The organism is Nonomuraea insulae (assembly GCF_042656245.1).
In genome coordinates, this window is the sequence record NZ_JBHSPA010000012.1 from 53,081 (window position 1) to 76,321 (window position 23,241).

Sequence of the window (23,241 nt, forward strand, 5' to 3'; positions counted from 1 at the left end):
TTCCTGCGGCGCTCCCCCATCCCCGCACCCCGCCGAGCCCTGTCGGCACTGGTATGACCGGCGCCGGACGCCACCGGCGGCATCGCGTACCCGGCCCATCACCGCGCACACCGCCGCCCAGCGGCCCGGAATGGGGATTGCCGTGCCCCGGGCCGAAGGGCGGCCCCCAACGGCCCGTACAGGCCCGTCATGGGCCGCAGCGGGGACGTTCGGGCCACCGGCTGGTCCGGGGCGGTCGGTATCGACGCCCACCTTCACCACCCATGTCAAGCGATATCCGCTGGTCACATGCCCCCGGCGAACCTTCCGGCCGAGCCCTGGGCATCCGGTTGCACGCCTCGGCCGGAGAACGCCGGCCTCACGAGAGGGCCCCGCGCTGATCGCATGGCGGTGGCCTCAGCTGGCGTGCACGGCACAGCATGAAGATTCGGCGAAGTGGCTGGACTGTACGGTCACCATCAGACGGCCCGATCTGGCGAGCGAATCATCCCTGTCACTTATTGAAATACCGGCCAGAAAGGCCGAGTTAGGACAGCGCGATAGGTCAATCTTTAGTCAAACCCAGCAGCACCTGCACCGAGCAACCAACAGCGACACACGATTTCGAATCCATGACATTCACGGACAAATCGCCGCCAGCACCTTGTGAATGAACGTGCAGATTAGACGCATTTGCGCTGGCACTTCTGCACCCCGTGCAACAGAACACAGCACGCTCTGACACGTGGAAACAAAGCTCCGGACTTTTAATCCGTAGGTTCCGGGTTCGAGCCCCGGGCGCCCTACCACTCCATACCCGATCTGACCTGCACTTTCTCGATTCTCGACCCTCTTCTGCGAGATGAAGATGGCCGAGTTCATGCTCGTCACATGCTCTTCGGCACGCGTCCGGCACATTGGTGGTGCGATAGCGAGGACGAATTGCGCCTGTTTGCGCCGTCGCGTATCGACCACCTCGGGCTGCATCGTAAAGCCAGACCAGAACGACACCCAACAGAAGGACATGATGGAAGGGTCGCCGGGCGGGACACGCCTGGCTTGACCCCAAACCCGTCCAAGCACTGGTCAAGCCGCCTCCGGCCGAGTTCACATGCCGTCACGGTGGCTGCCGTTCTGCGCTCCTCTGCGGAACAGATCTGCTCGTGACCGCTCGTTTTACTCTTCTGTGAAGCATCGTCTTCGTCCCGCTCGCGGCTGTTCAAGTCAGCGATCCGCTCCCCTCTGGATCCGCAGTCGGGTCCGGGACAAGCGCGCAGCGGAGCCACTTGGTCCAGCGCCCCCATTTCCGAGGTGTCGGCCAAGTGTTGATCAAGCCACGCCAGGAAGGCTCTGACGTGCAAGATCTGGGAGGGCGACGGGGGTCACAGTGACACGATGACGACCTGCTCACCCGAACCGAAGGCGTATGTTCCATCCTCTCGCCCTGACGGCGTCTACCCCTCACCTTCGCGCCGACATCTCCCGCAGTCGGAGCACGGGCCGTGAGCCCACGGCGAGCGCACCAGGACAAAGAAGAACACGACGCCGCAGGCTCAGCCGTTCGCAAGCCTCTTCTCGAGCGTCACCTAAAGGGACCAATCAGTTCCCATTCCGATCCGAGGTATCGCGATGCGCCATCTGTTTGCCATTCCCCTGATCGCGGCGCTGCTCGCCATGTCCGCCATGCCTGCACACGCGCTGGCAGTGCGCTGGACGGACGGTACATCCGTGGGAAGCGCCACAGTCTTTGACGATCTTAAGAGCATCAAGGTCTGCGACTGGAAACGCGGCGACCACTGGATCGTGGCCCTCAACTTCGGTACGCGGGTACTCGGCAGATGGGACGAGGACTACCGACTCGTGCCCCGGCCGGCCAGTGCGTCAGCCGAACGATGCATTTCAGTAAGTGGAACAGCCGAATCCGGCATGCGCGCCTGTGCCTGTCCTACAACGAGTGGACGACGTCACAATGCCGACCTGCGGCATCGTTCCCCGAAGCCGACCGGTAGAGCTCCTCTAGAAGGCTGTTAGAGAGATGGACGCCAACCCTGCTGCGTCATCGGATCAGACGGTGAACAGTCGTCTGAGCGAGCAAGGTAGCGGACCCGGAACGGGACCTCCTATGACTAGATGATCGATTCCAAGGGTTGGTTGTCGTAGCGATCCCTGACTTGCCGGACGGGTGGCGCGGCCCCATAGGCTGAGCACCTGTCCGCACTGCCTGGGGGTGTAATGACCAGTAGGTTCACCGAGTTGGTTGTCGACTGCCACGATCCAGAGCGCCTCGCGGCCTTCTGGTGCGCGGTTCTGGACTTCAAGGTGATCGACCGGAGCGAGGGCAAGGTCGAGATCGGCTCCTGGGAGCCGACCATCGAGGAGGTCCGGGGCCGCCAGATGCCGCCCACTTTGGTGTTCGTCCGGGTGCCCGAGGGCAAGACTGTGAAGAACCGGCTCCACCTCGACGTCAGCCCGATCGACGGCAGTACTGACGATGAGGTGGTCAGGCTGCTCGGCCTCGGCGCCGCCAAGGTGGACGTGGGCCAGGGCCCCGGCCAGAGCTGGGTGGTCATGACCGACCCCGAGGGCAACGAGTTCGATGTCCTGCGCACCCTGGCACCGTCCAGCTAGATGATCGGTCCTAAGGCTTGGTGGTCGTAGGCGGTCGGTGAGCGCAGGACGGGCTGTCCGCTCTGGTCGTTCAGGGTGTGGCTGTGGAATGTCGCTGAAGACGGCAAAGGCTCTGGCTGCTGTGTGGATGGCTGCCTGACCTTGCACTATGCCCTGGCCGAGCACGGCGTCGCCGCGCAGGTGGAAGCGGTGATCATGAAGGTGGAGGGCGACGGTTCGCACACCTTGTACGGCGGCGATGGCCTCGACTACCCCGCCGACGGCGCCTTCAACGGCCCTGCCTGCTCGGGTCGCTTGGGTCAACCGCTTCGCGGTGCCTTGAGAACGCCCTTCACCCATGGTGAACGCTGTGTCCACCTCTATCGGCTGCGTTCGCCCTCGGCGCGGGCGGGGGCGGGGGTGGTGGGGTCGTTGTGGTCGAGGGTGGCGTACCAGGTGGCCAGCAGCTTCAGCGCGTCGTGGGCGGGGGTGGCGGGTTCGGCGCTCAGTGCGGTGAGGGTCAGGCCCGGGTCGGTGGGGATGGGCAGGGCTTCGAAGGCGAGGGTCAGGTCGCCGACGGCGGGATGGTGGAAGCGTTTGATGCCGGTGTGGTGCAGGCGCACGTTGTGGGCCGCCCACAGCGTGCGGAAGGCTTCGCTTCGGGTGGACAGCTCTCCGATCAGGTCACTCAGGTCGCGGTTGTAAGGATCTTGTCCGGCTTCGGTGCGCAGGAGGGCGGCGGCGGTGGCACGCTGGGCGTCCAGTTCGGTCATGTATTCGGCGGCGCCGGGGTTGAGGAACTGGTAGCGGGCGAGGTTGACCGGCCGGACGGGGTCCTGGAAAAGGGGCCAGTACAGGGCTTTGCCGAGTCGGTTGGTGGCCAGGATGTCGAGGCGGCCGTTGCGGATGAAGGCAGGCGCGTCGCTCATCGCGTCGAGAAGCTGTTGCAGGGCAGGCCGGATGGGCTGCGCGCTGCGGCGACGTGCGGGGCGGCGGGTGGTGCCGGCGGTGCGGGCCAGGTCCATGAGGTGGGCGCGCTCGGAGTCGTCCAGTTGGAGGGCACGGGCAAGAGAGTCCAGGACGGCTTCGGATGCGCCGGAGAGGTTGCCGCGTTCCATCCGGGCGTAGTACTCGGCGCTGACCCCGGCGAGCATCGCGACCTCCTCGCGGCGCAGCCCTTTGACCCGCCGATGCCCGGAGGCGGCAAGACCGGCCTGCTGCGGGGTGATCTTCGCGCGGCGGCTGGTGAGGAACTCGCGGACCTCGCTTCGGTTGTCCATGCCTTCGAGGCTACGACGATCCACGACTGTCCCGACGAGCAAGGGGTGTACTGCCAATACACGTAACAAGAGGTCCTTTCATACGCCTCTGAACTGCTGTTTCATTGATCGCAGGCCAACTCTTGGCCGCCCGCCCGCTCCCGTGGCGCCCATGGTGAGCGCAGGGCGGAATGAAAGCAGCTGCCCGTGCCCCGCCGCTGCGGGACGTGCCGGGTATCCATGCGGAAAGGGAGCCGTCGATGCCGGAGAACAAGCAGACCGGGGGTCCGCGTGAGCAGTTCGGGGATATCGCCCCGGCGCTGGCCGGATACAGCGAGGACGTGCTGTTCGGGCAGGTGTGGGAGAACCGGGACCTGTCTGGACGGGACCGGAGCCTGGTCACGGTGGCGAGCCTGATCACCAGCGGCAGCACCGAGCAACTCGCCTTCCACCTCGGCAAGGCCCGTGAGAACGGGGTGAGCGACAGGGAACTGATCGAGACGATCACGCACCTGGCGTTCTACGCCGGATGGCCCAAGGCCATGTCCGCTCTCACGGTCGCCCGCAGCGTCCTGACCGGTTCCTGAATTTTCCGCTCCCTCTCCCCCTGACCTGTGCGCGGCCGCGACAAGATGTATGCAAGGAGCACGATCATGGAGATTGTCCAGCCTCCGGCGACGGCGAAGCTGCCGGCGGAGATGTTCACCGGGGATGCGTGGGCGGATGTGATCTACCGCGGCGAGGGCCTCTCCCGCGCGCGGGCCAACATGGTGCGCTTCGCGCCGGGCGCCCGCACCGCCTGGCACTCCCACGGCCTGGGCCAGACCCTCTACATCGTGGAGGGTCTGGCCCTGATCCAGTCCCGTGGCGGCGACATCGTCGAGGCCCACCCCGGGGACGTGATCTTCACCCCGGCCGGTGAGGAGCACTGGCACGGCGCGGCCCCGGACCGGTTCATGGCGCACATCGCGCTGTGGGAGGGCGACGAGGTCGACTGGCTGGAGCACGTCACGGATGACCAGTACACCGGCTCCCGCCGCCCCGCCCGCACCTTTTGACCTCTGCGGGCGCCCGGGAACCCTCCGGCGCCCCGCCCCTGTCTCGCGATGAGGGAAAGAATCATGCGCGCAACTGTGCTTTACGCCCCCCGCGACGTCCGGGTCGAAGACCGGCCCAAGCCCACCCTTCAGCAACCCACCGACGTGGTGATCCGCACCGTCGCCACCTGTGTGTGCGGCTCCGATCTGTGGGACTACCGCGGCATCAACAAGGTCACCGAGCCCACACCCGGCGGCCACGAGTACGTCGGCATCGTCGAAGAGGCCGGCAACGAGGTGACCGGCATCAAGCCCGGCCAGCTGGTGGTCGGCTCGTTCTTCGCCTCCGACAACACCTGCCCCAACTGCGAAAACGGCTACCAGACCAGCTGCCTGCACCGCGAGTTCGTCGGCGGCGCCCAGGCCGACTACGTCCGCGTCCCGCTCGCCGACGGCACCCTCGTCCACGTCCCCGGCGACGTCGCCGAGGAGCACCTCCCGAGCCTGCTGGCCTGCTCCGACGTGATGGGCACCGGCTGGTACGCGGCCGTCGCCGCCCAGGTGAAGCCGGGCGACACCGTCGTGGCGGTCGGGGACGGCGCAGTCGGGCTGTGTGCGGTCATCGCCGCCAAGGAACTGGGGGCCGAGCGGATCATCGCTATGTCTCGGCACGAGCCGCGGCAGAAACTGGCCCGCGAGTTCGGCGCCACCGACATCCTCGCCGCACGCGGCGAGGAAGGCGTGGCCCAGGTCAAGGAGCTGACCGGCGGCGTCGGCGCCGACGCCGTCCTGGAGTGCGTGGGCACGCCTGAGTCCATGCAGCAGGCCCTGCGCTCCACCCGGCCCGGCGGCAACGTCGGCTTCGTCGGTGTCCCCCACGGCGTGCAGATCGACGGCGAGGAGCTGTTCTTCTCCCACGTCGCCCTGCGCGGCGGCCCCGCCCCCGTCCGCGCCTTCCTGCCCGATCTCATCAACCGCGTCCTGGACGGCCGGATCAACCCGGGCAAGGTCTTCGACCTGGAGCTGCCCCTGGACCAGGCAGCCGAGGGCTACCAGGCCATGGACGAGCGCCGCGCCATCAAGACCCTGCTGCGCCCCTGACACACCGCGCAGCACCACACCTGCTCAGCACCCGGGCGGCACGCGCGTCGGCCCGGAGATTGGAACCCACTCATGAACCCGCAGTACAACTTCGAAGGCCAGGTCGCCCTGGTCACCGGCGCGGCCTCCGGCATGGGCCTGGCCGCCGCCCGCGCCTTCGCCCAGGCCGGTGCCGCCGTCGTGCTGGCCGACCTCAACAAGGACGCCGTTCAGAACGCCGCCAGGGACCTCACCGACGCCGGCCACCAGGCCATCGGTGTGGTGTGCGACGTCACCGACGAGGACCAGGCCGCCGCCATGGTCGGCAGCGCGGTGGACACCTACGGCCGCCTGGACATAGCGTTCAACAACGCCGGGATCCAGGCCCCGCCCTCGGACGCCGCCGACGAGAGCGCCGAGGAGTTCGACCGCGTCAACGCCGTCAACCTGCGCGGCGTCTGGGCTGCCCAGAAGCACGAGCTGCGCCAGATGCGCACCCAGGGCTCCGGAGCCATCGTCAACTGCTCCTCCCTGGGCGGGCTGGTCGGCCTGCCCGAGCGCGCCGCCTACCACGCCTCCAAACACGGCGTGATCGGCCTGACCAAGAGCGCCGCGGTCGAGTACGCCCCCAAGGGCATCCGCATCAACGCCATCTGCCCCGGCGTGATCGACACCCCAATGGTCGCCGACATGCTCGAAGGCCAGGCCGACGCCATGGCCGAGATCCTCAAGCAGCAGCCCATCGGACGGCTCGGCCAGGCCGAAGAGGTCGCCGAAGCCGTCCTGTGGCTGTGCAGCCCGGGTGCCGGCTTCATCGTCGGTGTCGCCCTGCCCGTCGACGGCGGTTTCACCGCGCACTGACCGGGCCGCCGCTTCTCAAGGCCCGCCACCATCGAACACCTTCACCACCCACCGACCACCGGGAGCTCCACGTGCACAAGCGCACCCTCGGCACCAGCGGCCTGCAGGTTTCCGCCCTCGGCCTCGGCTGCATGACCATGACCGGCGGCTACGGCGGCCGCCCCGAGCGGCAGCAGATGATCTCGCTGCTGCACGCCGCCGTCGATCGCGGTGTCACCTTCTTCGACACAGCCGAGGTCTACGGCCCGCACGCGAACGAGGAACTCCTCGGGCAGGCGCTGGCCCCTTTCCGCGACCGGGTCGTCATCGCGACGAAGTTCGCCCAGGACATCGACCCCCTCGAGCGCAAGCCCCGCGGCCGGATGCTGACCCCCGATGAGTTGCCCCGCGCCGTCGAGGGCTCCCTGCGGCGGCTCGGCGTCGAGACGATCGACCTGTACTACCAGCACCGCGTCAATCCGGAGGCGCCGATCGAGGAGTTCGCCGGAGCCGTCAAGAAGCTCATCGAGGCCGGCAAGGTCAAGCACTACGGCATGTCCGAGGCCGCCGCCGCAACCATCCGCCGCGCCCACGCCGTGCAGCCGGTCACCGCGATCCAGAGCGAATACTCCCTGTGGTGGCGCCGGCCCGAAGACGAAGTGTTGAGCGTGTGCGAAGAGCTCGGCATCGGCTTCGTCCCCTACAGCCCGCTCGGCAAGGGCTTCCTGACCGGCACGATCGACGCCTCCACTCGATTCGAGCAGGGCGACGACCTGCGCGCCCAGATTCCTCGCTTCGGCACCGAAGCCCTGCGGCACAACACCGCCATGGTCGACCTGGTGAGGTCCCTCGCCGCGGACAAGGGCCTCACCCCGGGGCAGGTGGCCCTCGCCTGGCTGCTGGCCCGCAAGCCCTGGATCGTCCCGATCCCGGGGACCACAAAACTTCACCGGCTGCAGGAGAACCTCGCCGCCGCCGACGTCACCCTGACCGCAGACGAATTGGCCCACCTGACTCGGGCATCCGCCGACATCGACATCAAGGGCGGACGCTATCCCGATTCCCTGGAGGCTCAGACCAACCTGTGACCGCGCCAGACCCTGGGCCCGCGAACGAGACCACCGCCGTCCTCCGGCTGGGGGCAAGCCGCACGGCCCCGCCGCCGCCCTGTCGACCGCCGTGCTCGGCTTCTTCGTCTTCCTCACAGCCCAGATCCACACGTGATTCGTAAGGAGCCTCGCCATGAAGCACACCCGTCTCGGCACGACTGGTTTGAAGGTGAGCCGGCTCGCCCTGGGGTGCATGAGCTACGGCGATCCGACCGTCCCCGGTGCCCACCCCTGGGCGCTGACCGAGGACAAGGCCGCGCCGTTCTTCCGGCAGGCCGTCGAGCTGGGCATCACCTTCTGGGACACCGCCAACGTCTACCAAGCCGGCACCAGCGAGGAGATCGTCGGCCGCGCCATCGCCGAGTACTCCCGGCGTGAGGACATCGTGCTCGCCACCAAGGTCCGCGGCAAGATGCACGACGGCCCCGGCGGTGAGGGCCTGTCGCGCAAGGCGATCCTCGAACAGGTGGATGCGTCGCTGGCACGGCTGGGCACGGACTACATCGACCTGTACCAGATCCACCGCTTCGACGACGACACCCCGGTCGAGGAGACGATGGAGGCGCTGCACGACGTCGTCAAGGCCGGAAAGGTGCGCTACCTCGGCGCCTCGTCCATGTACGCCTGGCAGTTCGCCAAGCTCCAGCACGCCGCCGACCTCGGCGGATGGACCCGCTTCGTATCCATGCAGAACCAGTACAACCTCCTGCGCCGCCAGGACGAGCGGGAACTGATGGCCATGTGCGGCGACATGGGGGTGGGACTGGTGCCCTACTCACCGAACGGCAAGGGCCGCCTCGCTCGCCCCGTCGGCGAGCAGAGCACTCGTTCCCGTACCGACCACGTCGTGCAGTCCTTCGACAGCCCGTACGACCAGCCGGTCATCAACACGGTGCAGCAGGTTGCCGAAGCCCGTGGCCTCAGCATGGCGCAGGTCGCTCTCGCCTGGGTTCTGCACAACCCGCTGGTCTGCGCCCCCATCGTCGGAGCCACCCAACCCCACCACCTCCAGCAGGCGGCCGAGGCCCTCGACCTCCACCTGGCGGACGAGGAAGTGGTCAAGCTGCAAGAGCCGTACACCAACGCTGGACCGTCCTGGTTCTAACTCCGGTCAACGAGCTCTGTCGGATGACCAGATCAGCGCGACTCCCGACGCGATGTGCAGCGTCTGGCCCGGTCTTAGTGGTCGGCTTCGGAAGTCCTCGGGGGGTTGACGTGAGAGTCGATCGTGTGGGCGGGTTGGCTTCAATGGTCAGCCTTGCTCAGGTACGGGTCGCACATGAAGTCGAGGGAGTCTTCTGGGCTGCCGGTAAACCCAACCTGGTCTTCGTAGCCGCCTTTGCGCGCCGAGTAGATGGCCACACCCCAGCGGTCGGCTGAACCGTCATAGCGCAGGCGCATCGACGGCAGGACATCACCGTCGGTCAACTTCACGCTGATGTAGCCATACGACGCGCGAAAGCGCACGTAAACCGTGGCCAGTTGAGGCCAGCTCTTTCTGGCGTGCTCGCGGAGCCGCTGGCGCAGGGAAGTCTTGGCGGAGGCGGGGATGACGGACATGGCCGCCATCTTGCCGGTCCGGCGTGTCACATGGCCACCACCAGCGCAGATCAGGGCAGTGTCAGCAGATCCCCATTGAAGATCAACGATCGAGAGTTCGCCGGTGCCCGTCTCCCAAGTTCGCCAGATCGCCCTGACCACCGCCGAACGACGACGGCTGGAGATCCTTGCCTACTCCCAAACCGCCCCTCACCGACTGGTGATCCGTGCCCGGATGGTGCTGGACACCGCACACGGCCACTCCAACAACGCGATCGCCCGGCGGCAGCAGGTGAGCGTAGACACCGTCCGCTTATGGCGGGGCGGTTCAGTCGAGCCGCTCGAAAATCTGCTGTGACCAGCAGAAACTCAAACATCGATCACGCCGGACAGGAAACTCCGACTAGGGAATGCGGGCTTGTCTCGGCTCACGACGGGCACTGTTCGGCGAGTTCGGCGAGTTCGGCGATCGAGCACGTCAGGCGGGCGCGGTCGCCAGTGAGGGCGTCGAACAGGGCGATCCACGCCGCGCGTCGTCCGGTTTCGAACACCGGCCGGGTGGTGTGCTGGCCGGTGGCGTCAGCCAATGTGATGTGCGCCGGGTGTGCTGGGCCTTCGTCGGTGAGATCAACATGCCAGTGCTGGTCTGTACCGAGTAGGTCCAAGGTGTGGCGGGGCGGGCCGCTGGGAGAGACCACCGCGGTGACGGTGATCGCCATGCGGCCCTCGCTCGCGGTGAGCGCGTAGTGGTCCTGGTGCGCCGATGCGGCGGTCAGTGAGGGGACCTCATCGAGAATTGCGCGGATCATCGCGAGTTGCGCCAGGCGTGCTTCCGGCAGGGTGGCCGGTTCGGTGGTGGTGACGAGACTGCGTAGTAGTGCCGCCTTCTGGACTGCCTGCCGGAGGCGGGGCAGGGCGGCCGTCCAGGTTCGGTCGGCGGCGAAGGGGAGGTCCACGGCGATGAGCGCGCCCGCCCGGTCCGCGACCGACGCGAGTTTGCGCAGGTCGTCTGGATTGGCGGGACCGAGGTGGGTCAGCATGACCGCGGGGGTTCCGGCGGTGACCGCCGTTTCTGCCCGGTGTACCCATCCGGGAACGCGTCCGGAGATCACCTGTATCGGCGCAAGGGCCGGGCCGACCCGGAAGCGTGCCGGCAGGCTCGCCAGAACCGAGCGATGCGCGTCAGCCGCTGCCGGATCTTCCGCGGGGAGTGCGACAGCGAAGAGGGAAGGGGTCACACGTCCTCCAGCATGGGGGTTCGCGGGGCGGCGGTGGCCTTGTCGGCCAGGTCGAGGGCGAACAACATGTCCTCTGCCGCGGTCTGGACCGGAATGACCGGCGCCGCCTTGCCAAGGGCGACATCGGAAAGGTGGGCCCATTCGGCCTGGTAGCCGTTGTGGGGAAAGTGCCAGGTGCGTCGCTCGCCGCGCCGCGTGAGCGTGGCGGTGGCTGAGGCCGCGAGCACGTAGGAGGGCGGATACGTGATGTGGAGCTCGGCTTCGGCTCCCCAGACGCGGAAGCTCCAGTCGGGCCGCCATGCGCCCGGCATCAGCGCGACCAGCTCGGCCGTCCGGTCGTCGTGGGTGAGCAAGATCTGATAGCCGAACGGCTCCAGGCGGCGTGCGAAGGTGACCTCGCCTACCTCGGGCATGAACCGGCGGAGCTGCGGAATGACGTGAGTGCCCAGGCCGAGCACGCCTCCACGCAGACGCTGGGCCGGCGTGGTGTGGGGTGGAGGCGGGGGTGGCGGGGTGGCGGGGTCGGTGGCCAGGGCGATGAACTCGTCGTTGGACGGGAGGTAGATGGTCGAGTGGATGAGCCGGGCGTCGCCCGGCAGGTCGCCCCAGTGAGCTTGGACGGCCAGGTAGGCCGGGTCGTAGGCATGCATGGCGCCGACCAGGACGGGCACGCCATGGCTGCGGGAGATCTCAGCGATGCGCTCAACCTCCGGTGCGGTCGTCGCAAGGGGTTTCTCGCACAGGATGGCCCGTTTGCCAGCCTCCACGGCCGCCTCGACCTGCTGGGCGTGCAGGTGGTGGGGGCTACAGATCGCGATCACGTCCACGGCCGGGTCGTCCAGCAGCCGGCGCAGGTCGGCACTGGAACGAGCGCCCGCGCGTGCTGCCACGGTGGCGGCGAGGTGCTCGTCCACGTCCATGACGTGCTCGACGGTGAACCGGTCGGAGAGTGTGGCCAGGGTGGGCAAATGGATCGCCTGTGTGACGGGGCCGGCTCCGACGATGCCGACCCCGAGGCGGCCCTTCACGCCGCCCCCAGGTGGGTGGCGGCCCAGGCCGCCGACACGACCGCGCTGCGTTCCGGGGTGGGCTGGTCGGCGATGTCCACCTCGATGACGTACCAGCCGTCGAAGTGGCTGAGCGTCTTGAGCACGGCGGCGAGGTCGACGTCGCCGCGGCCCGGCTCTGTCCACAGGTGGGCGGCGGTGGCGCTGTGGTAATCCGTTCGTTGTTCTCGTACAGCGTGCCTGAGGTCCTTCAGGTGGACGGCGCCGATCCGGTGCAGGTGGCGCTCGAGGTAGGCGACGGGGTCGGCGCCCGCCCAGGCCAGATGGCCGGTGTCCGGGCCGAGCAGCAGCACGTCCTGGCTCACCCCGGCCAGGACGGCGTCGGATTCCTGGGCGGTCTCAATCCAGGTGCCGACGTGCGGGTGCAGGCATGGGCGCACGCCTTCGGCGCTCATGGCTTCGCAGGTGACGGTCAGCCCGTCGATGATCCGCTGCAGCCGGTCCTGGTCGAATGCCACACCCATGCCCGGTGACGTGAGACGCGGCGTGGCGGTGCCGAACTGCTCGGCGATGAAGATCCGGTCCAGGCCGAGGCGGGCATGCTGCCCGGCCGTTCGCTTCGCCTTCTCCAGGCTCGCCGCATCGGTCTGGGCGAAGGAGGCCTGGAAGTAGCCCGGGGCGGGCGCCAGGCCCGAGTCGTTCAGCAGCAGCCGGTAGTCATCGACCGTCATGGTCTCTGGCACATCCGCGTGCACGGCGCTGAAGCCGGCGTCGCGGATCTTCTGGTAGATCTCCGGCAGCGGTGGCGCCGCCGCCGGATCGTAGTGGCCGTCGGGGGTGAAGTACCAGGTCAGGGGGTTGAAGGCGATCAGTGGTCGAGGCATGGACGTGGTGATTCCCCTCATGCGTCGCAGGTCGGCTTGTAGAGGTAGTCCTGTCCCTCGGCCAAGTCCACGTTGTCCTTGGTGAGGATCTTGGGTGGGATGAGGATCTGCGGCTGGGCCGCCTGACGAACTGCGCCCGGGGCGGGGGCGGACTTCAGGTAGTCCACCATGACCTCGACCGCCTTCTGGCCCTGCACCGCGGGCGCCTGAGCCAGTAGCGCCGTGATCGTCCCGCCCTTGAGCGCGGACACGACGTCCGGAGTGGCGTCGTAGGAGTAGATCTTGACCTTGCCCTGCTTGCCGGCCTGCTGCACTGCGGCCGCCGCGCCGCCGCCTTCCGGGCCGGTGACGGCGTAGACGGCGGTCAGGTCAGGGTGGGCGATCATCCACGAGGAGACGATGCTGGCGGCTTTGTTGCGGTCGAAGTCGGTGTACTCGGTGTCCAGCACCTTCACCTTGGGCGCGACCTTGGCCAGTTCCGTCACGACGGGCTTCCATCGGTTGTCCAGAGCAACGGTGCCCGGCCGTCCGCCGAGTACCGCGAACGTCCCCGAGTGGCCGACCTGCTTGGCGATCATTTTGGCGAATGCGTGCACGTCAGGGTCACTCTGCACGAGTTGGTACTCGGTCGGGGGCGTGATGGGGCTGTTCACCACCACGACCGGCAGGCCCTGGCCCATCAACTGTCCGACCTTGGCCGAGAACTGGCCCGCCTGGAGCGGGGCCAGGATGAGGCCGCTGGGCTTGGTCAGCAGCGCGGCGTCCAGGTTGGTCTGCTGGTCCTGGCTGCTGGGCGTCTGGGAGGCCTTCCAGGTCAGCGTGACGCCAAGTTCCTTGGCCTTCCTGGTCGCCCCGCACATCAGCGTGGTCCAGTAGGGGTCGACCGCGTTTCCGGCGACACCGACGAGGGAGATCTTCTCGTTCTTGGGGCTCGTGCCGGTGTCTCCGACTGTGCCGCACGCGGTGAGAGCGAGTAGGCCGGCAGCGACGAGGTATCTCGTGGGATGCATGGTTCTGTCTCCTTCCAAGCGGGGCTATCGCGCTTCGCGGCGCTTGTAGCGGATGCGGTCGATCGCGACCGCCGCGACCAGGACGACGCCGATGGCGATGAGTTGAAAGAAGGGCTTCACTCCGAGGATGACAAGGCCTCCCTGGAGTACGACGGCCAGGATGGTGCCCCACATGGCGCCGGGGATGCTCACCCGGCCGCCCTCCAGCAGGGTGCCGCCGATGACGACGGCAGTGACGGCGGTGAGCGCGTCGGTCGAATGGCCGGACACGGTGGTGGAGCCGAAGCGGCTGATATCGACGAATCCAGCGAGTCCGGCCAACGTCCCGGCCAGCACGGCCAGGGAGACCAGGTGTGGGCGCACCCGTAGACCGGCTCGCTCGGCGGCGGCGCGGGAGGACCCGATGGCCAGCGTGCGCATGCCGTACTTGAGATAGCGCAGCACCGTCCAGAGGGCGAGGCCGATCAGGATGGCCACCAGAGCGGGTACGGGTATGTGAGCGAGCGTGAACAGACCGAAGCCGGTCTGCAGCGCGGGCGGGAGGCCGCCGAGATCGCCACCGTTCGTGATGAGCAGCCCGAGGCCGGTACCCACGCCCATGGTGCCCAGCGTGGCGATCAGCGAGTTGACGTCGAGATAGGCGATGATCAACCCGTTGATGAGGCCGAACAGTGTGCCGGTGAGCACGCAGGCGAGCAGCCCGAGCAGGATCGCGGTCCCGGCGTCGTGGAACTGGCCGGAGGCGTCTGGTGCTGTGCCGGCCACGAGCTGGATCACCCGCGCGCCCACAATCGAGGACAGCACCAGGTTCGCGCCGAGCGACAGGTCGAAGACCCCCGCACCGAGCAGCATGGCCAGCCCCAGGGCAAGCAGTAGCGCCTCGGTTCCGCCGAGCAGAAGCGCCTGGGCATTCTGCAGGCTCCAGAACACCTGGTCGTCCGAGAGCAGCCCGAAGATCAGGATCAGCAGCAGGTCAAGGAGGAACACCCAGGCACCGCCGGTGGCCACCCAGCGAAGCACGGGGTGCCGTGCTGCGACCGCACGGGTCTCCTCCAGCTCCTTGTGGTCGGGTGCGGCGGCGGCGGTCCTCATGCGGCCTCTTCTTTGTGGTAGCCGACCATGGCGGCCACGGCGTCCGGCACGGTGAGACTCGCCGCGTCGGCCTCCAGCGCGGTGCGCCCGCGCCAAAGGATCGTCACCCGGTCGGCGGCCTTCAGCACACGCGGCAGGTCGTGCGACACCACCAGCACGCCAAGGCCGCGACCTGCGATGGTGCGCATCAGCTCGCAGACGATCTCGCTCTGCCGGGCACCGAGCGCGGCGGTCGGCTCGTCCATCAGGACCGCGGTGTGCGCCCACATCACGGCCCTGGCCACGGCGACGGCCTGCCGCTGGCCACCGGACAGGTCGCGTACGGGGATGGTAAGGGAGGGCAACATGATGCCCAGTTCACGCAGTGCTGCATCGGCCCGCTCGCCCATGCGGCGGCGGGCCAGCGTGCCGAGCCGTCCGCGTATACCGCGGTGGACGACTTCGTGCCCGAGGAACATGTTGTCGATGATCGACAGATCAGGCGCGAGGGCGAGGTCTTGGTGAACGGTCTCGACACCCCTGTGCTGGGTGTCCCGTACGCTCGACGGCTTGACGGTCTCATCGCCGATCACCAGCTCGCCCTGGTCTGGCTGGACGATGCCGAGCAACGTCTTGAGGAAGGTGGACTTGCCCGCTCCATTGTCACCGAACAGGGCGACTACTTCGCCGGCGCGCACGGTAACCGAGGCGTCGGTGAGCGCCTGCACATGGCCGAATCTCTTGGCGATGTGGCTGCCCGCGATCGCGATGTCAGTGTGGGTGGGGGGTGCCGGGCCGTCAGTCATGTGTTCCCTCCGCTGCAACACGGACGTTTCAGGGTTATGTCGGCTAGATGACCGATGTGACTGGGACCATAGGTTCGCAAGGAACATAAGTCAATGCCCAAGGAACCTTGCTGCGCTCCTCATGGTAAGGATGGTCGCTGGAAAGTGTTAACTTATAGGCGCTAAGAACCGAAGTAGAGGAGTCCCGGATGCCCCCGTCCGAGCAGCTAGACACCCTGGTCACGGTCCTCGACCTGGTCCGATCAGGGATCTCCACTCGGCCAGAGGTGATCCGGCGTTCCGGTCTGGGCAGGAAAGTCGTCACTCAACGGCTTGTTCAGCTCGGCCACGCCGGGCTGGTGACAGAGGGTGACCTAGCCCCCACCACCGGCGGCCGGGCGCCGCGGGAGCTGCAGTTCCACTCGGACGCAGGACACGTCCTGGTCGCGGAACTCGGAGCAACCAGCATCAGCGTCGGCGTCGCCGACCTCGCCGGCAGGCTACTGGACCAGCATGAGGAGGGAGCAGAGGTCCCCACACGGCCGGACGAGACGCTCAGCCGGGTGGCGAAGCTGTTCGACGAGCTGATGGCCAGAAGACCGGCGGGCGGCTCGCCCCTTTGGGGCATCGGCATCGGCGTGCTCGGCCCCGTCGACTGGGCCACCGGGCGGCCGATCTCGCTGCCCACGATGACCGGGTGGGGCGACTACCCCATCCGGGAACGGTTCGCCGAGCAGTACAACGTGCCGGTGTGGGTCGACAACGAGGTCAACCTCATGGCCCTGGGCGAGTTGCGCAACGGACTCGGCCAGGGAGAGCGCGACCTCCTCTTCGTCAAGGTCGGCAGCGGGATCGGGGCGGGCCTCATCTCGGGCGGGTTGCTCCACCGCGGCGCCTCCGGATCCGCGGGCGAGGCCGGGCACATCATCGTGGCGGAGGATTCGCAGGTCCGTTGCTGGTGCGGAAACAGCGGATGCGTGGCGGCACTGGCCAGCGGCTCAGCCTTGGCCCGCGAGGGAGAGGCTGCGGCAGCCGACGGAAGCAGCCCTTATCTGGCCACCATCCGCATGGGCGAGCACCCGCGCCCGATCGACGCGGAAGATGTCGTGGCCGCCGCCGCCCAAGCCGACTCCGCCGCTGCCGAGCTCATCACCCGCTCCGGACAGTACGTCGGCAAGATGCTGGCCGGCCTGGTCAACGCCTACAACCCGGCGCTCATCCTCATCGGCGGCAGCGTTGCCGCAGGAGCAGGCGACCTCATACTCGCCGCCATACGCCAGGTCGTTTACCAGCGCGCGCTTCCTCTCGCTACGCGCAACCTCCGCATCGCGCTCTCCCCGCTCAGCGATCGCGCCGGCCTCGTGGGCGCGGCCTTCATGGTGGTGGACCAACTCCTGTCCCGAAAGCACCTAGGCCGGTGGATCGACAACGGCACCCCCTCCGGACGTGTCGACATCATCCACGCGTCTCCATGACCCCAGTCCGGCTCGGAGTCAGGCAGCCATTGCTGCCTGTACGTCGGCCCGGAGCCGTGGCCGCCCTTTCGGCGGTGCCGCCGTCTCTTCCTGCCCATGCGCATCACGGTCGGATGTGTGGGACCGGGCGAGGCAGGAAGGCTCGCGCACGAACGCGGTAAGAACCTCGATCACGGTCGGATGATCGCGCGCCGAGTCACGGGCCATCCGCTCCAGCGCGTAGATGCCACCCAGCCGGACGGCCGGCTCCGCCGAGCTGCTCGATCGCCTTGGTGCAGCGGTCGGCAACCAGGCCCTGCTCACTGAGAGCGAGAGTGCGCTGGCCCACTTCGTAGGTGCGCCGGGCGGTGCCGGCGTTCCGGCAGCCGCCACGAACGTCAGATCCAGCCTTCGCACCCGAACGACCGTGCACGAAGCCGACATCGCCCGAAACACAACCGCACCTTGCGCCTCCACCCGCTGAGCCTTCCGCCACGTGAAGGCCCAGGGCCGGATCGTACTCGCTCGCTCGAAGACACGACCAGGAAACGATCACCGGCGCGACGCGGCGGCCGACTCGATCCGGACCGCGAGACGGCTGCCCGCGTCAGAGAGCCTGTCCAGGCCCGCCTCGACGACGCCGAGACGGACCAGGCCCGGATCGGGCACCGACTGGCCGAGGTCGTCGTAGTAGACAGCGATCACCCCGCTCACGGGCCAGAAATAGATGCCACCCGCGGAGGGATCATGAACCGTCGTACCGCCCTCGGCGGTGAGCAGGCGCGGCAACCGGCCCGCCTTCGCCTGCCCCCACGCGTCCGTCATCTGCACGGTCAAGGGCAGCATCGCGGCGAACTGCCGCGACGCCGGCGTGTCGGTCAACGTCGCGGCGATGACATGGTCGCCGAACCGCAGCACCACCGGCATCCCCGATACGGTGCTCGCCGGGCCCGGCGATGACACCGGAGATGACACCGGCAGCGCGAGCCCGGTGTCATGCGGGTCTGCTGAGAGTGAGCACCCAGTCAGGAGGCCGGCCAGCGAGGCGGTCAGCAGGCAGGCGGCCAGGCGGCGGGTCCAAGCGGTGTTGGATGCGATCACAACCTCGGTCATGGCATCCAGCACATCCGGGCCGGCCGGGGTGCGGAAGTCACTCCTGATGGGTGTACTACCAGTGCATCCCACGTGCCCAGAGCTTGGCGTACCGTCGTGGCGTGGACAACCGGTCCGAAGTGCGCGCATTCCTCACCTCACGGCGCGCCAAGATCACCCCTGGGCAGGCCGGCCTGCCCGTCGCCGGGCAGCGCCGCGTCCCCGGACTGCGGCGCAGCGAGGTCGCCGCCCTGGCCGAGATGAGCGTGGAGTACTACGCCAAGCTCGAACGCGGCCACCTGGCCGGAGCCTCGGTCGCCGTCCTCGACGCGATCGCCCGCGCCCTGCACCTGGATGACGCCGAACGCGCCCACCTGCTGCGCCTCGCACACGAGGCCGACGGCAGCAACGCCATCCTGCGCCGGCGCCGCCCCAAGCAGCCGACCGCACGGCCCAGCCTGCAATGGATGCTCGACACCATCACCACCGCCCCGGCGATCATCGGCAACAACCGGTCGGACCTGCTGGCCGCCAACCACCTGGGCCGGGCCATGTACTGCGACCTCTACGTCGATCCGACCGAGCCGCCGAACTTCGCCCGCTTCACCTTCCTCGACAGTGCGGCCCATCGCTTCTTCCCCGACTGGGATCTGGCCGCCGACATGTGCGTGGCGAACCTGCGCACCGCCGCGGGCAAAGACCCGCATGACAAGGGCCTGCACGACCTGGTCGGGGAGCTGTCCACCCGCAGCGATGACTTCCGGCGCCGGTGGGGAGCACACAACGTCCGCACCCACGGCACCGGCGTCAAGCATTTCCACCACCACATCGTCGGCGACCTCACCCTCGCCTACGAGAGCATGGACCTGCGCGCCGAGCCCGACCTGTCCATGACGATCTATACCGCCGAACCCGGCTCCCCGTCTGAAGATGCGCTCCGCCTGCTCACCTCCTGGGCCGCCACTCACGAGCACACCGACCGGTTCCAGGACACAGGCCACCCGCCCGTCGAGCACACCTGACACAGCCCGCTGCGACCACCTCCACCCTCCGCCAATCCCTGGACACCCAGCTCGACGCGCTCAAAGCCGCCGACGTCACCCGGATCGTCTCCGAGAAGATCTCCACCCGCGCCACCACGCGCCCCGAACTCGACAAGGCCGTCGCCCTGGCCCGGGAACTGCGGTCGGCAGGCATCGCCGTCAGCCTCGTGGTCCCCGAGCACAAGCGACTCGGCCGCGGACTCGACCTGGCCGCCCTGGCCGAACAGCCGGACCGGTTGTGTGCTCTCCGAGCTGCTGGAGCGTCCGGGTCAGAGCAGCGCCTCGGCGGTGATGGGCAGCTGGCGGATCCGGCGGCCGGTGGCGTTGAAGACCGCGTTGGCAATGGCGGGGGCCACACCGATGAGGACCACTTCGCCCAGTCCTTTGACGCCGAGCGGGTCGGCCTCGCGGTCCTCGCCGTCCAGGTAGATGGTCTTGATGTCGGGCACGTCGGCGTTAACGGGGACGAGGTAGTCGGCCAGGTTGGCGTTGACGATGCGGCCGTCGCGGTGGTCGGTGACGGTGTGTTCCAGCAGGGCCGTGCCGATGCCGCCCACGATGCCGCCGATCGCCTGGCTGTGCGCGAGTTTGGGGCTGATGATGCGGCCGGCGTCGTACACGCCAAGCATGCGCCGCACCCGTACCAGGCCCAGTGCCGCGTCCACGGCGACTTCGGCGAAGGTGGCGTTGTAGGCGTAGAAGGAGTGCCGCTCGGGCCCGGACGGCCGGGAGTAGGAGCCGAGCGCTTCGAGGTGGGTGCGGTTGTTGCGGGCCAGGAGCTGCTGGTACGTCTCGCCGCGGGCGGGCTTGTCCTTGACGTGCATCCGGCCGTCGCGGACGACGATGTCTTGTGCGGCCGCCCCGTACAGCGGTGAATGGCGGTCCTCGACGGCCAGCTTGATCGCCTGCTGTCGTACCTGGTTACACGCGTCCAGGACGGCGGAGCCGACGCTGGCCATGGTCATCGAGCCGCCGTGCGGCGGGGTCGGCGGGAACAGCGAGTCGCCCAGCCGGAAGGTCACCGTGCGCATGCTCAGCCCGAGGGCGTCGGCAGCGACCTGGGTCTGGGAGGTGTAGGTGCCCGGCCCCATGTCACTGGCCGCCGCCTGGATCAGGGCGGTGCCGTCGGCGTTCAGACGGGCCCGGGCCTGGGCCGGGTTGCGCTGGGTTTCGTACACGCCGGCGGCCATGCCCATGCCGATCAGCCAGTCGCCGTCGCGTTTTGAGCGCGGCTCGGCGTCGCGGCGGTCCCAGCCGAACTCGCGGGCGCCGACGGTGTAGCACTCGCGCAGCCGGCGGGTGGAGAACGGCAGCCCGGTGGACTCATCCTGGTCAGGTTCGTTGCGCCGGCGCAGCTCGATCGGGTCGATGCCGAGCTTGTGGGCCAGTTCGTCCAGGGCCGACTCGATGACGAAGGACGCCGTCGCGAAGCCCGGGCCGCGCATCCACAGCGGCGTGTTCACATCCAGCGGCACCGTCCGGTAGGCCTGCGCCACGTTGGGCATGCTGTAGAGCATCTGCCCCGCGGGCATGATGGTCTCGGTGAACTTCTCATACGAGGAGGTCTCGGCGTCCATCTCGTGCGCCATGGCCATCAGGCGTCCCCGGCGGTCGCTGCCCAGCCGCAGACGGTAGTCGTAGGAGGGCCGGAAGCCGGTGCCGAAGTACATCTGCCTGCGGCTCAGGACGAGTTTGACCGGACGAGCCAGCACGCGGGCGGCCAGCGCGGCGACGACCACGTGCGGCCAGCACCGCAACCCGGACCCGAAGGCGCCGCCGACGAACGGGGAGATCACCCGTACGGCCTGCGCCGGGATGCCGAACACGGCGGCGAGCTCGGTCTGCGTGCCGACGACCCACTGGGTTTTGTCCCAGACGGTGAGCCGATGGCCGCTCCAGCGGGCGATGACGGCGTGCGGCTCCATCGGGTTGTGATGGTTGCGCGCCGTGCGGTAGGTCAGGTCCATCCGAACGGCGGCGGCACGCAGGGCGGCCTCGGCGTCGCCGCGCGCATAGCGCGTCGGCTCGTCTGCTTCGGCCTCGTGCAGATCGGTCGAGGGCTGCTCGGCGTCGTAGCGGACCTCGATCAGGCCCGCGCCGTGCTGCGCGGCTTGCAGGGTGGTGGCCACCACGACGGCGACCGGCTGACCGTGGAAGAGCACCCGGTCGTCCTGGAAGACACGCAGCCGCCGCCCGGGCGGATTGTTCGATGCGGAGTTGTCGCGGTACGGCAGCTTCGGCGCGTCGCGGTGACTGATCACCCGCAGCACTCCCGGGTGGGCCAGGGCGGCGCGGGTGTCGATCGAGGTGATACGTCCACGGCCGATGCCGCTGTCGACGATGACCGCGTGCACGACGCCGTTGACGTCGTGCTCGGCGGCATACAGCGCCTGCCCGGTGACCTTCAGCCGCCCGTCCACCCGGGACAGCGGCGCACCCACGGCTGCCCGCGGCTGGGGGCTCACTTCATACCTCCTACGATGCGCAGCTGACGTTCGACGGTGCGCTTGAGCAGTTCGATCTTGAATCGGTTGTGCTGCAGCGGCCGGGCTCCGTCGGCCGCCCACGCGGCCGCCTCGGCCCACAGCGCCTCGGACGGCCGCTCGCCGACGAGCCGGCGCTCGACGGCGGGCAGCTTCCACGGCACGGTGCCCACCCCGCCGGCGGCGACCTTCGCCTCGCGGATCACCCCGCTCCGCACGTGCAGGGCGACGGCCGCCGACGTCAGCGCGAACTCATACGACTGCCGGTCGCGCACCTTCAGATATCCGGATGTGAGCGGGCGCGGATGGGCCGGGATCTCAACGGCGGTGATCAACTCACCGGGCCGCAGGGCCTGTTCCCGCTGCGGCGTGCTGCCCGGCCGCAGCAGGAAGTCGGCAAAGACGACGCGACGTTCCCCGTCGGCGCCCGACAGGAGCACCGTGGCCTCCAGCGCCGCGAAGGCCACAGCGACATCGGAGGGGTGCGTGGCCACGCACTGATCGGAGGTGCCGAGGATGGCGTGGCTGCGGTTGAAACCGTCCAGCGCCGCGCATCCGGAGCCGGGCTCGCGCTTGTTGCAGGCCGCCGTCACATCCCGGAAGTAGGTGCACCGGGTGCGCTGCATGATATTGCCGCCGATGGTGGCCATATTGCGCAACTGGGCAGAGGCGCTCAGCTCCAGCGCCTGCGACACAACCGGGAAGGTGGCGCGCACCTTGGGGTGGGCGGCGGCCTCGGCCATCGATACCAGCGCGCCGATGCGCAGCCCCCCGCCCGCGGTGGCGGTGACCTCGCGCAGCGGGAGGGCGGCGATGTCGACCAGTTCGGCGGGACGCTCGACGTTCTCGCGCATCAGGTCCACCAAGGTCGTGCCACCGGCGATGTAGCGACCGCCTCGCCGGCCGCCGGTGAGCGCGCCATCGATATCGGCGGCCTTGGTGTAGGAGAAGGGATGCATCCGAACCTCACTTCCCGCCGGCGGCCTGCTCGACCGCTTTGACGATCTTGGTGTAGCAGCCGCAGCGGCAGATGTTGCCGCTCATCCACTCCCGGATCTCCTCCGGTGAGCCGGTGTGGCCTTCCCGGATGCAGCCGAGGCTGGACATGATCTGCCCGGGGGTGCAGTAGCCGCACTGGAAGGCGTCCTGGTCGATGAAGGCCTGCTGCAATGGGTGCAGGTCGTCGTCCTCGCCCGGGGCGAGCCCCTCGATGGTGGTGACCTCGGCGCCCTCCAGCCGCACCGCCAGCGTCAGGCACGCGTTGACCCGGCGGCCGTCGACCAGGACGGTGCAGGCGCCGCAGGCTCCGGCGTCGCAGCCCTTCTTCGTGCCCGTCAGCCCGAACTGTTCACGCAGCAGGTCCAGCAGCGAGGTCCGGTTGTCGATCATCGCGGCGTGCCGTTCGCCGTTGACGGTCAGTGACAGGCGACCCCTGAGCGGCTCTTCGGCAGCGGCGGCCGCCTCCCGCGGGGCGGCGAGAGACGGTCCGGCGATCACGCCGTCCGCGACGACGGCACCCCCGACAGCGGTACTGACCGCGATGAAGGAGCGCCGATTGAGCAGCGAGGAGGGCTCGACGGCCGAGATGGGAGCTGGAACAGGGGACTCAGAGGACATATGCACTCCTTCGCATCACGGACAGATCAGCGCCGCATAGCGGCACGACAGGTGGCGGAATGCCGCGGCAAGACTGGGACCAGCGCACATGTCGCCGCGGCGGCCAG

At 68.5% G+C, this 23,241-nt stretch carries 22 protein-coding genes and 1 pseudogene; 11 read left to right on the plus strand and 12 right to left on the minus strand.

Annotated features, from left to right (window positions below):
• The first annotated feature begins 2,211 nt into the window (after positions 1-2,211).
• Positions 2,212-2,607 (plus strand): VOC family protein, encoded by a 396-nt coding sequence (locus ACFPZ3_RS09330; RefSeq protein WP_379513580.1) that lies wholly within the window; start codon positions 2,212-2,214, stop codon positions 2,605-2,607.
• 359 nt (positions 2,608-2,966) lie between these two features.
• Here the strand turns inward: ACFPZ3_RS09330 and ACFPZ3_RS09335 are convergent, their stop codons facing one another.
• Positions 2,967-3,866: a helix-turn-helix transcriptional regulator gene (locus ACFPZ3_RS09335; RefSeq protein WP_379513581.1), complete on the minus strand. Its 900-nt coding sequence runs from the start codon at positions 3,864-3,866 to the stop codon at positions 2,967-2,969.
• Positions 3,867-4,105: 239 nt separating this feature from the next.
• Here ACFPZ3_RS09335 and ACFPZ3_RS09340 point away from each other — a divergent pair, with 239 nt between their 5' ends.
• The 6 genes from ACFPZ3_RS09340 (at position 4,106) to ACFPZ3_RS09365 (ending at position 9,016) form a co-directional block, all read left to right on the plus strand.
• Positions 4,106-4,432, plus strand: a complete 327-nt coding sequence (locus tag ACFPZ3_RS09340; RefSeq protein WP_379513582.1) for a carboxymuconolactone decarboxylase family protein — start codon at positions 4,106-4,108, stop codon at positions 4,430-4,432.
• Positions 4,433-4,498: 66 nt separating this feature from the next.
• Positions 4,499-4,903, plus strand: a complete 405-nt coding sequence (locus ACFPZ3_RS09345; protein ID WP_379513583.1) for a (R)-mandelonitrile lyase — start codon at positions 4,499-4,501, stop codon at positions 4,901-4,903.
• 63 nt (positions 4,904-4,966) lie between these two features.
• Entirely contained in the window at positions 4,967-5,983 is a 1,017-nt protein-coding gene (locus ACFPZ3_RS09350; RefSeq protein WP_379513584.1) for a zinc-dependent alcohol dehydrogenase family protein, read from the plus strand.
• Between the two features lie 72 nt (positions 5,984-6,055).
• Entirely contained in the window at positions 6,056-6,823 is a 768-nt protein-coding gene (locus ACFPZ3_RS09355; protein WP_379513585.1) for a glucose 1-dehydrogenase, read from the plus strand.
• A 71-nt stretch (positions 6,824-6,894) separates the two neighbouring features.
• Positions 6,895-7,890, plus strand: a complete 996-nt coding sequence (locus tag ACFPZ3_RS09360; protein ID WP_379513586.1) for an aldo/keto reductase — start codon at positions 6,895-6,897, stop codon at positions 7,888-7,890.
• A gap of 154 nt (positions 7,891-8,044) precedes the next feature.
• The gene (locus tag ACFPZ3_RS09365) at positions 8,045-9,016 is read left to right on the plus strand and encodes an aldo/keto reductase (protein ID WP_379513587.1); all 972 of its coding nucleotides are present in this window, start codon (positions 8,045-8,047) and stop codon (positions 9,014-9,016) included.
• A 140-nt stretch (positions 9,017-9,156) separates the two neighbouring features.
• Here ACFPZ3_RS09365 and ACFPZ3_RS09370 read toward each other — a convergent pair whose 3' ends face one another.
• Positions 9,157-9,471, minus strand: a complete 315-nt coding sequence (locus ACFPZ3_RS09370) for a hypothetical protein (RefSeq protein WP_379513588.1) — start codon at positions 9,469-9,471, stop codon at positions 9,157-9,159.
• A gap of 103 nt (positions 9,472-9,574) precedes the next feature.
• Here ACFPZ3_RS09370 and ACFPZ3_RS09375 point away from each other — a divergent pair, with 103 nt between their 5' ends.
• Entirely contained in the window at positions 9,575-9,808 is a 234-nt protein-coding gene (locus ACFPZ3_RS09375; RefSeq protein ID WP_379513589.1) for a helix-turn-helix domain-containing protein, read from the plus strand.
• A gap of 70 nt (positions 9,809-9,878) precedes the next feature.
• On the opposite strand, the gene ACFPZ3_RS09380 is transcribed toward ACFPZ3_RS09375, so the two are convergent.
• The 6 genes from ACFPZ3_RS09380 to ACFPZ3_RS09405 form a co-directional block, all read right to left on the minus strand.
• On the minus strand, positions 9,879-10,490 hold the full coding sequence (locus ACFPZ3_RS09380; protein WP_379513590.1) for a hypothetical protein: 612 nt from the start codon (positions 10,488-10,490) through the stop codon (positions 9,879-9,881).
• A 194-nt stretch (positions 10,491-10,684) separates the two neighbouring features.
• A complete protein-coding gene (locus ACFPZ3_RS09385) occupies positions 10,685-11,716 on the minus strand; it encodes a Gfo/Idh/MocA family protein (RefSeq protein WP_379513591.1) in 1,032 nt (343 codons plus the stop codon).
• On the minus strand, positions 11,713-12,579 hold the full coding sequence (locus ACFPZ3_RS09390) for a sugar phosphate isomerase/epimerase family protein (RefSeq protein WP_379513592.1): 867 nt from the start codon (positions 12,577-12,579) through the stop codon (positions 11,713-11,715). The genes ACFPZ3_RS09385 and ACFPZ3_RS09390 overlap by 4 nt, the downstream gene beginning before the upstream one ends.
• A 17-nt stretch (positions 12,580-12,596) precedes the next feature.
• A complete protein-coding gene (locus ACFPZ3_RS09395; protein ID WP_379513593.1) occupies positions 12,597-13,589 on the minus strand; it encodes a sugar ABC transporter substrate-binding protein in 993 nt (330 codons plus the stop codon).
• A gap of 24 nt (positions 13,590-13,613) precedes the next feature.
• A complete protein-coding gene (locus tag ACFPZ3_RS09400; RefSeq protein ID WP_379513594.1) occupies positions 13,614-14,681 on the minus strand; it encodes an ABC transporter permease in 1,068 nt (355 codons plus the stop codon).
• Positions 14,678-15,466 carry an ATP-binding cassette domain-containing protein gene (locus ACFPZ3_RS09405; RefSeq protein WP_379513595.1) on the minus strand — a complete coding sequence of 263 codons (789 nt, stop codon included), beginning with the start codon at positions 15,464-15,466 and terminating at the stop codon, positions 14,678-14,680. Before ACFPZ3_RS09405 ends, ACFPZ3_RS09400 begins: the two co-directional genes overlap by 4 nt.
• Before the next feature lie 188 nt (positions 15,467-15,654).
• Here ACFPZ3_RS09405 and ACFPZ3_RS09410 point away from each other — a divergent pair, with 188 nt between their 5' ends.
• Positions 15,655-16,920, plus strand: coding sequence for an ROK family protein (locus ACFPZ3_RS09410; protein ID WP_379513596.1), 1,266 nt, complete (start codon positions 15,655-15,657; stop codon positions 16,918-16,920).
• Positions 16,921-17,451: 531 nt separating this feature from the next.
• Here the strand turns inward: ACFPZ3_RS09410 and ACFPZ3_RS09415 are convergent.
• Positions 17,452-17,826: a cyclophilin-like fold protein gene (locus tag ACFPZ3_RS09415; protein ID WP_379513597.1), complete on the minus strand. Its 375-nt coding sequence runs from the start codon at positions 17,824-17,826 to the stop codon at positions 17,452-17,454.
• Positions 17,827-18,113: 287 nt separating this feature from the next.
• Between ACFPZ3_RS09415 and ACFPZ3_RS09420 the strand changes: the two genes are divergently transcribed.
• Together ACFPZ3_RS09420 and ACFPZ3_RS09425 are read left to right on the plus strand one after the other, a co-directional pair.
• Positions 18,114-19,013 carry a helix-turn-helix domain-containing protein gene (locus ACFPZ3_RS09420; protein ID WP_379513598.1) on the plus strand — a complete coding sequence of 300 codons (900 nt, stop codon included), beginning with the start codon at positions 18,114-18,116 and terminating at the stop codon, positions 19,011-19,013.
• Positions 19,010-19,240 (plus strand): annotated as a pseudogene (locus ACFPZ3_RS09425) (recombinase family protein); the annotation flags it as partial. The gene ACFPZ3_RS09420 and the pseudogene ACFPZ3_RS09425, both read left to right, overlap by 4 nt.
• Before the next feature lie 63 nt (positions 19,241-19,303).
• Here ACFPZ3_RS09425 and ACFPZ3_RS09430 read toward each other — a convergent pair.
• The 3 genes from ACFPZ3_RS09430 to ACFPZ3_RS09440 are packed head-to-tail and all read right to left on the minus strand — an operon-like array spanning position 19,304 to position 23,134.
• Positions 19,304-21,499, minus strand: a complete 2,196-nt coding sequence (locus ACFPZ3_RS09430; protein ID WP_379513599.1) for a xanthine dehydrogenase family protein molybdopterin-binding subunit — start codon at positions 21,497-21,499, stop codon at positions 19,304-19,306.
• Positions 21,496-22,476, minus strand: a complete 981-nt coding sequence (locus tag ACFPZ3_RS09435) for an FAD binding domain-containing protein (RefSeq protein WP_379513600.1) — start codon at positions 22,474-22,476, stop codon at positions 21,496-21,498. Before ACFPZ3_RS09435 ends, ACFPZ3_RS09430 begins: the two co-directional genes overlap by 4 nt.
• 7 nt (positions 22,477-22,483) lie before the next feature.
• Positions 22,484-23,134 carry a (2Fe-2S)-binding protein gene (locus ACFPZ3_RS09440; RefSeq protein WP_379513601.1) on the minus strand — a complete coding sequence of 217 codons (651 nt, stop codon included), beginning with the start codon at positions 23,132-23,134 and terminating at the stop codon, positions 22,484-22,486.
• Positions 23,135-23,241: the final 107 nt, after the last annotated feature.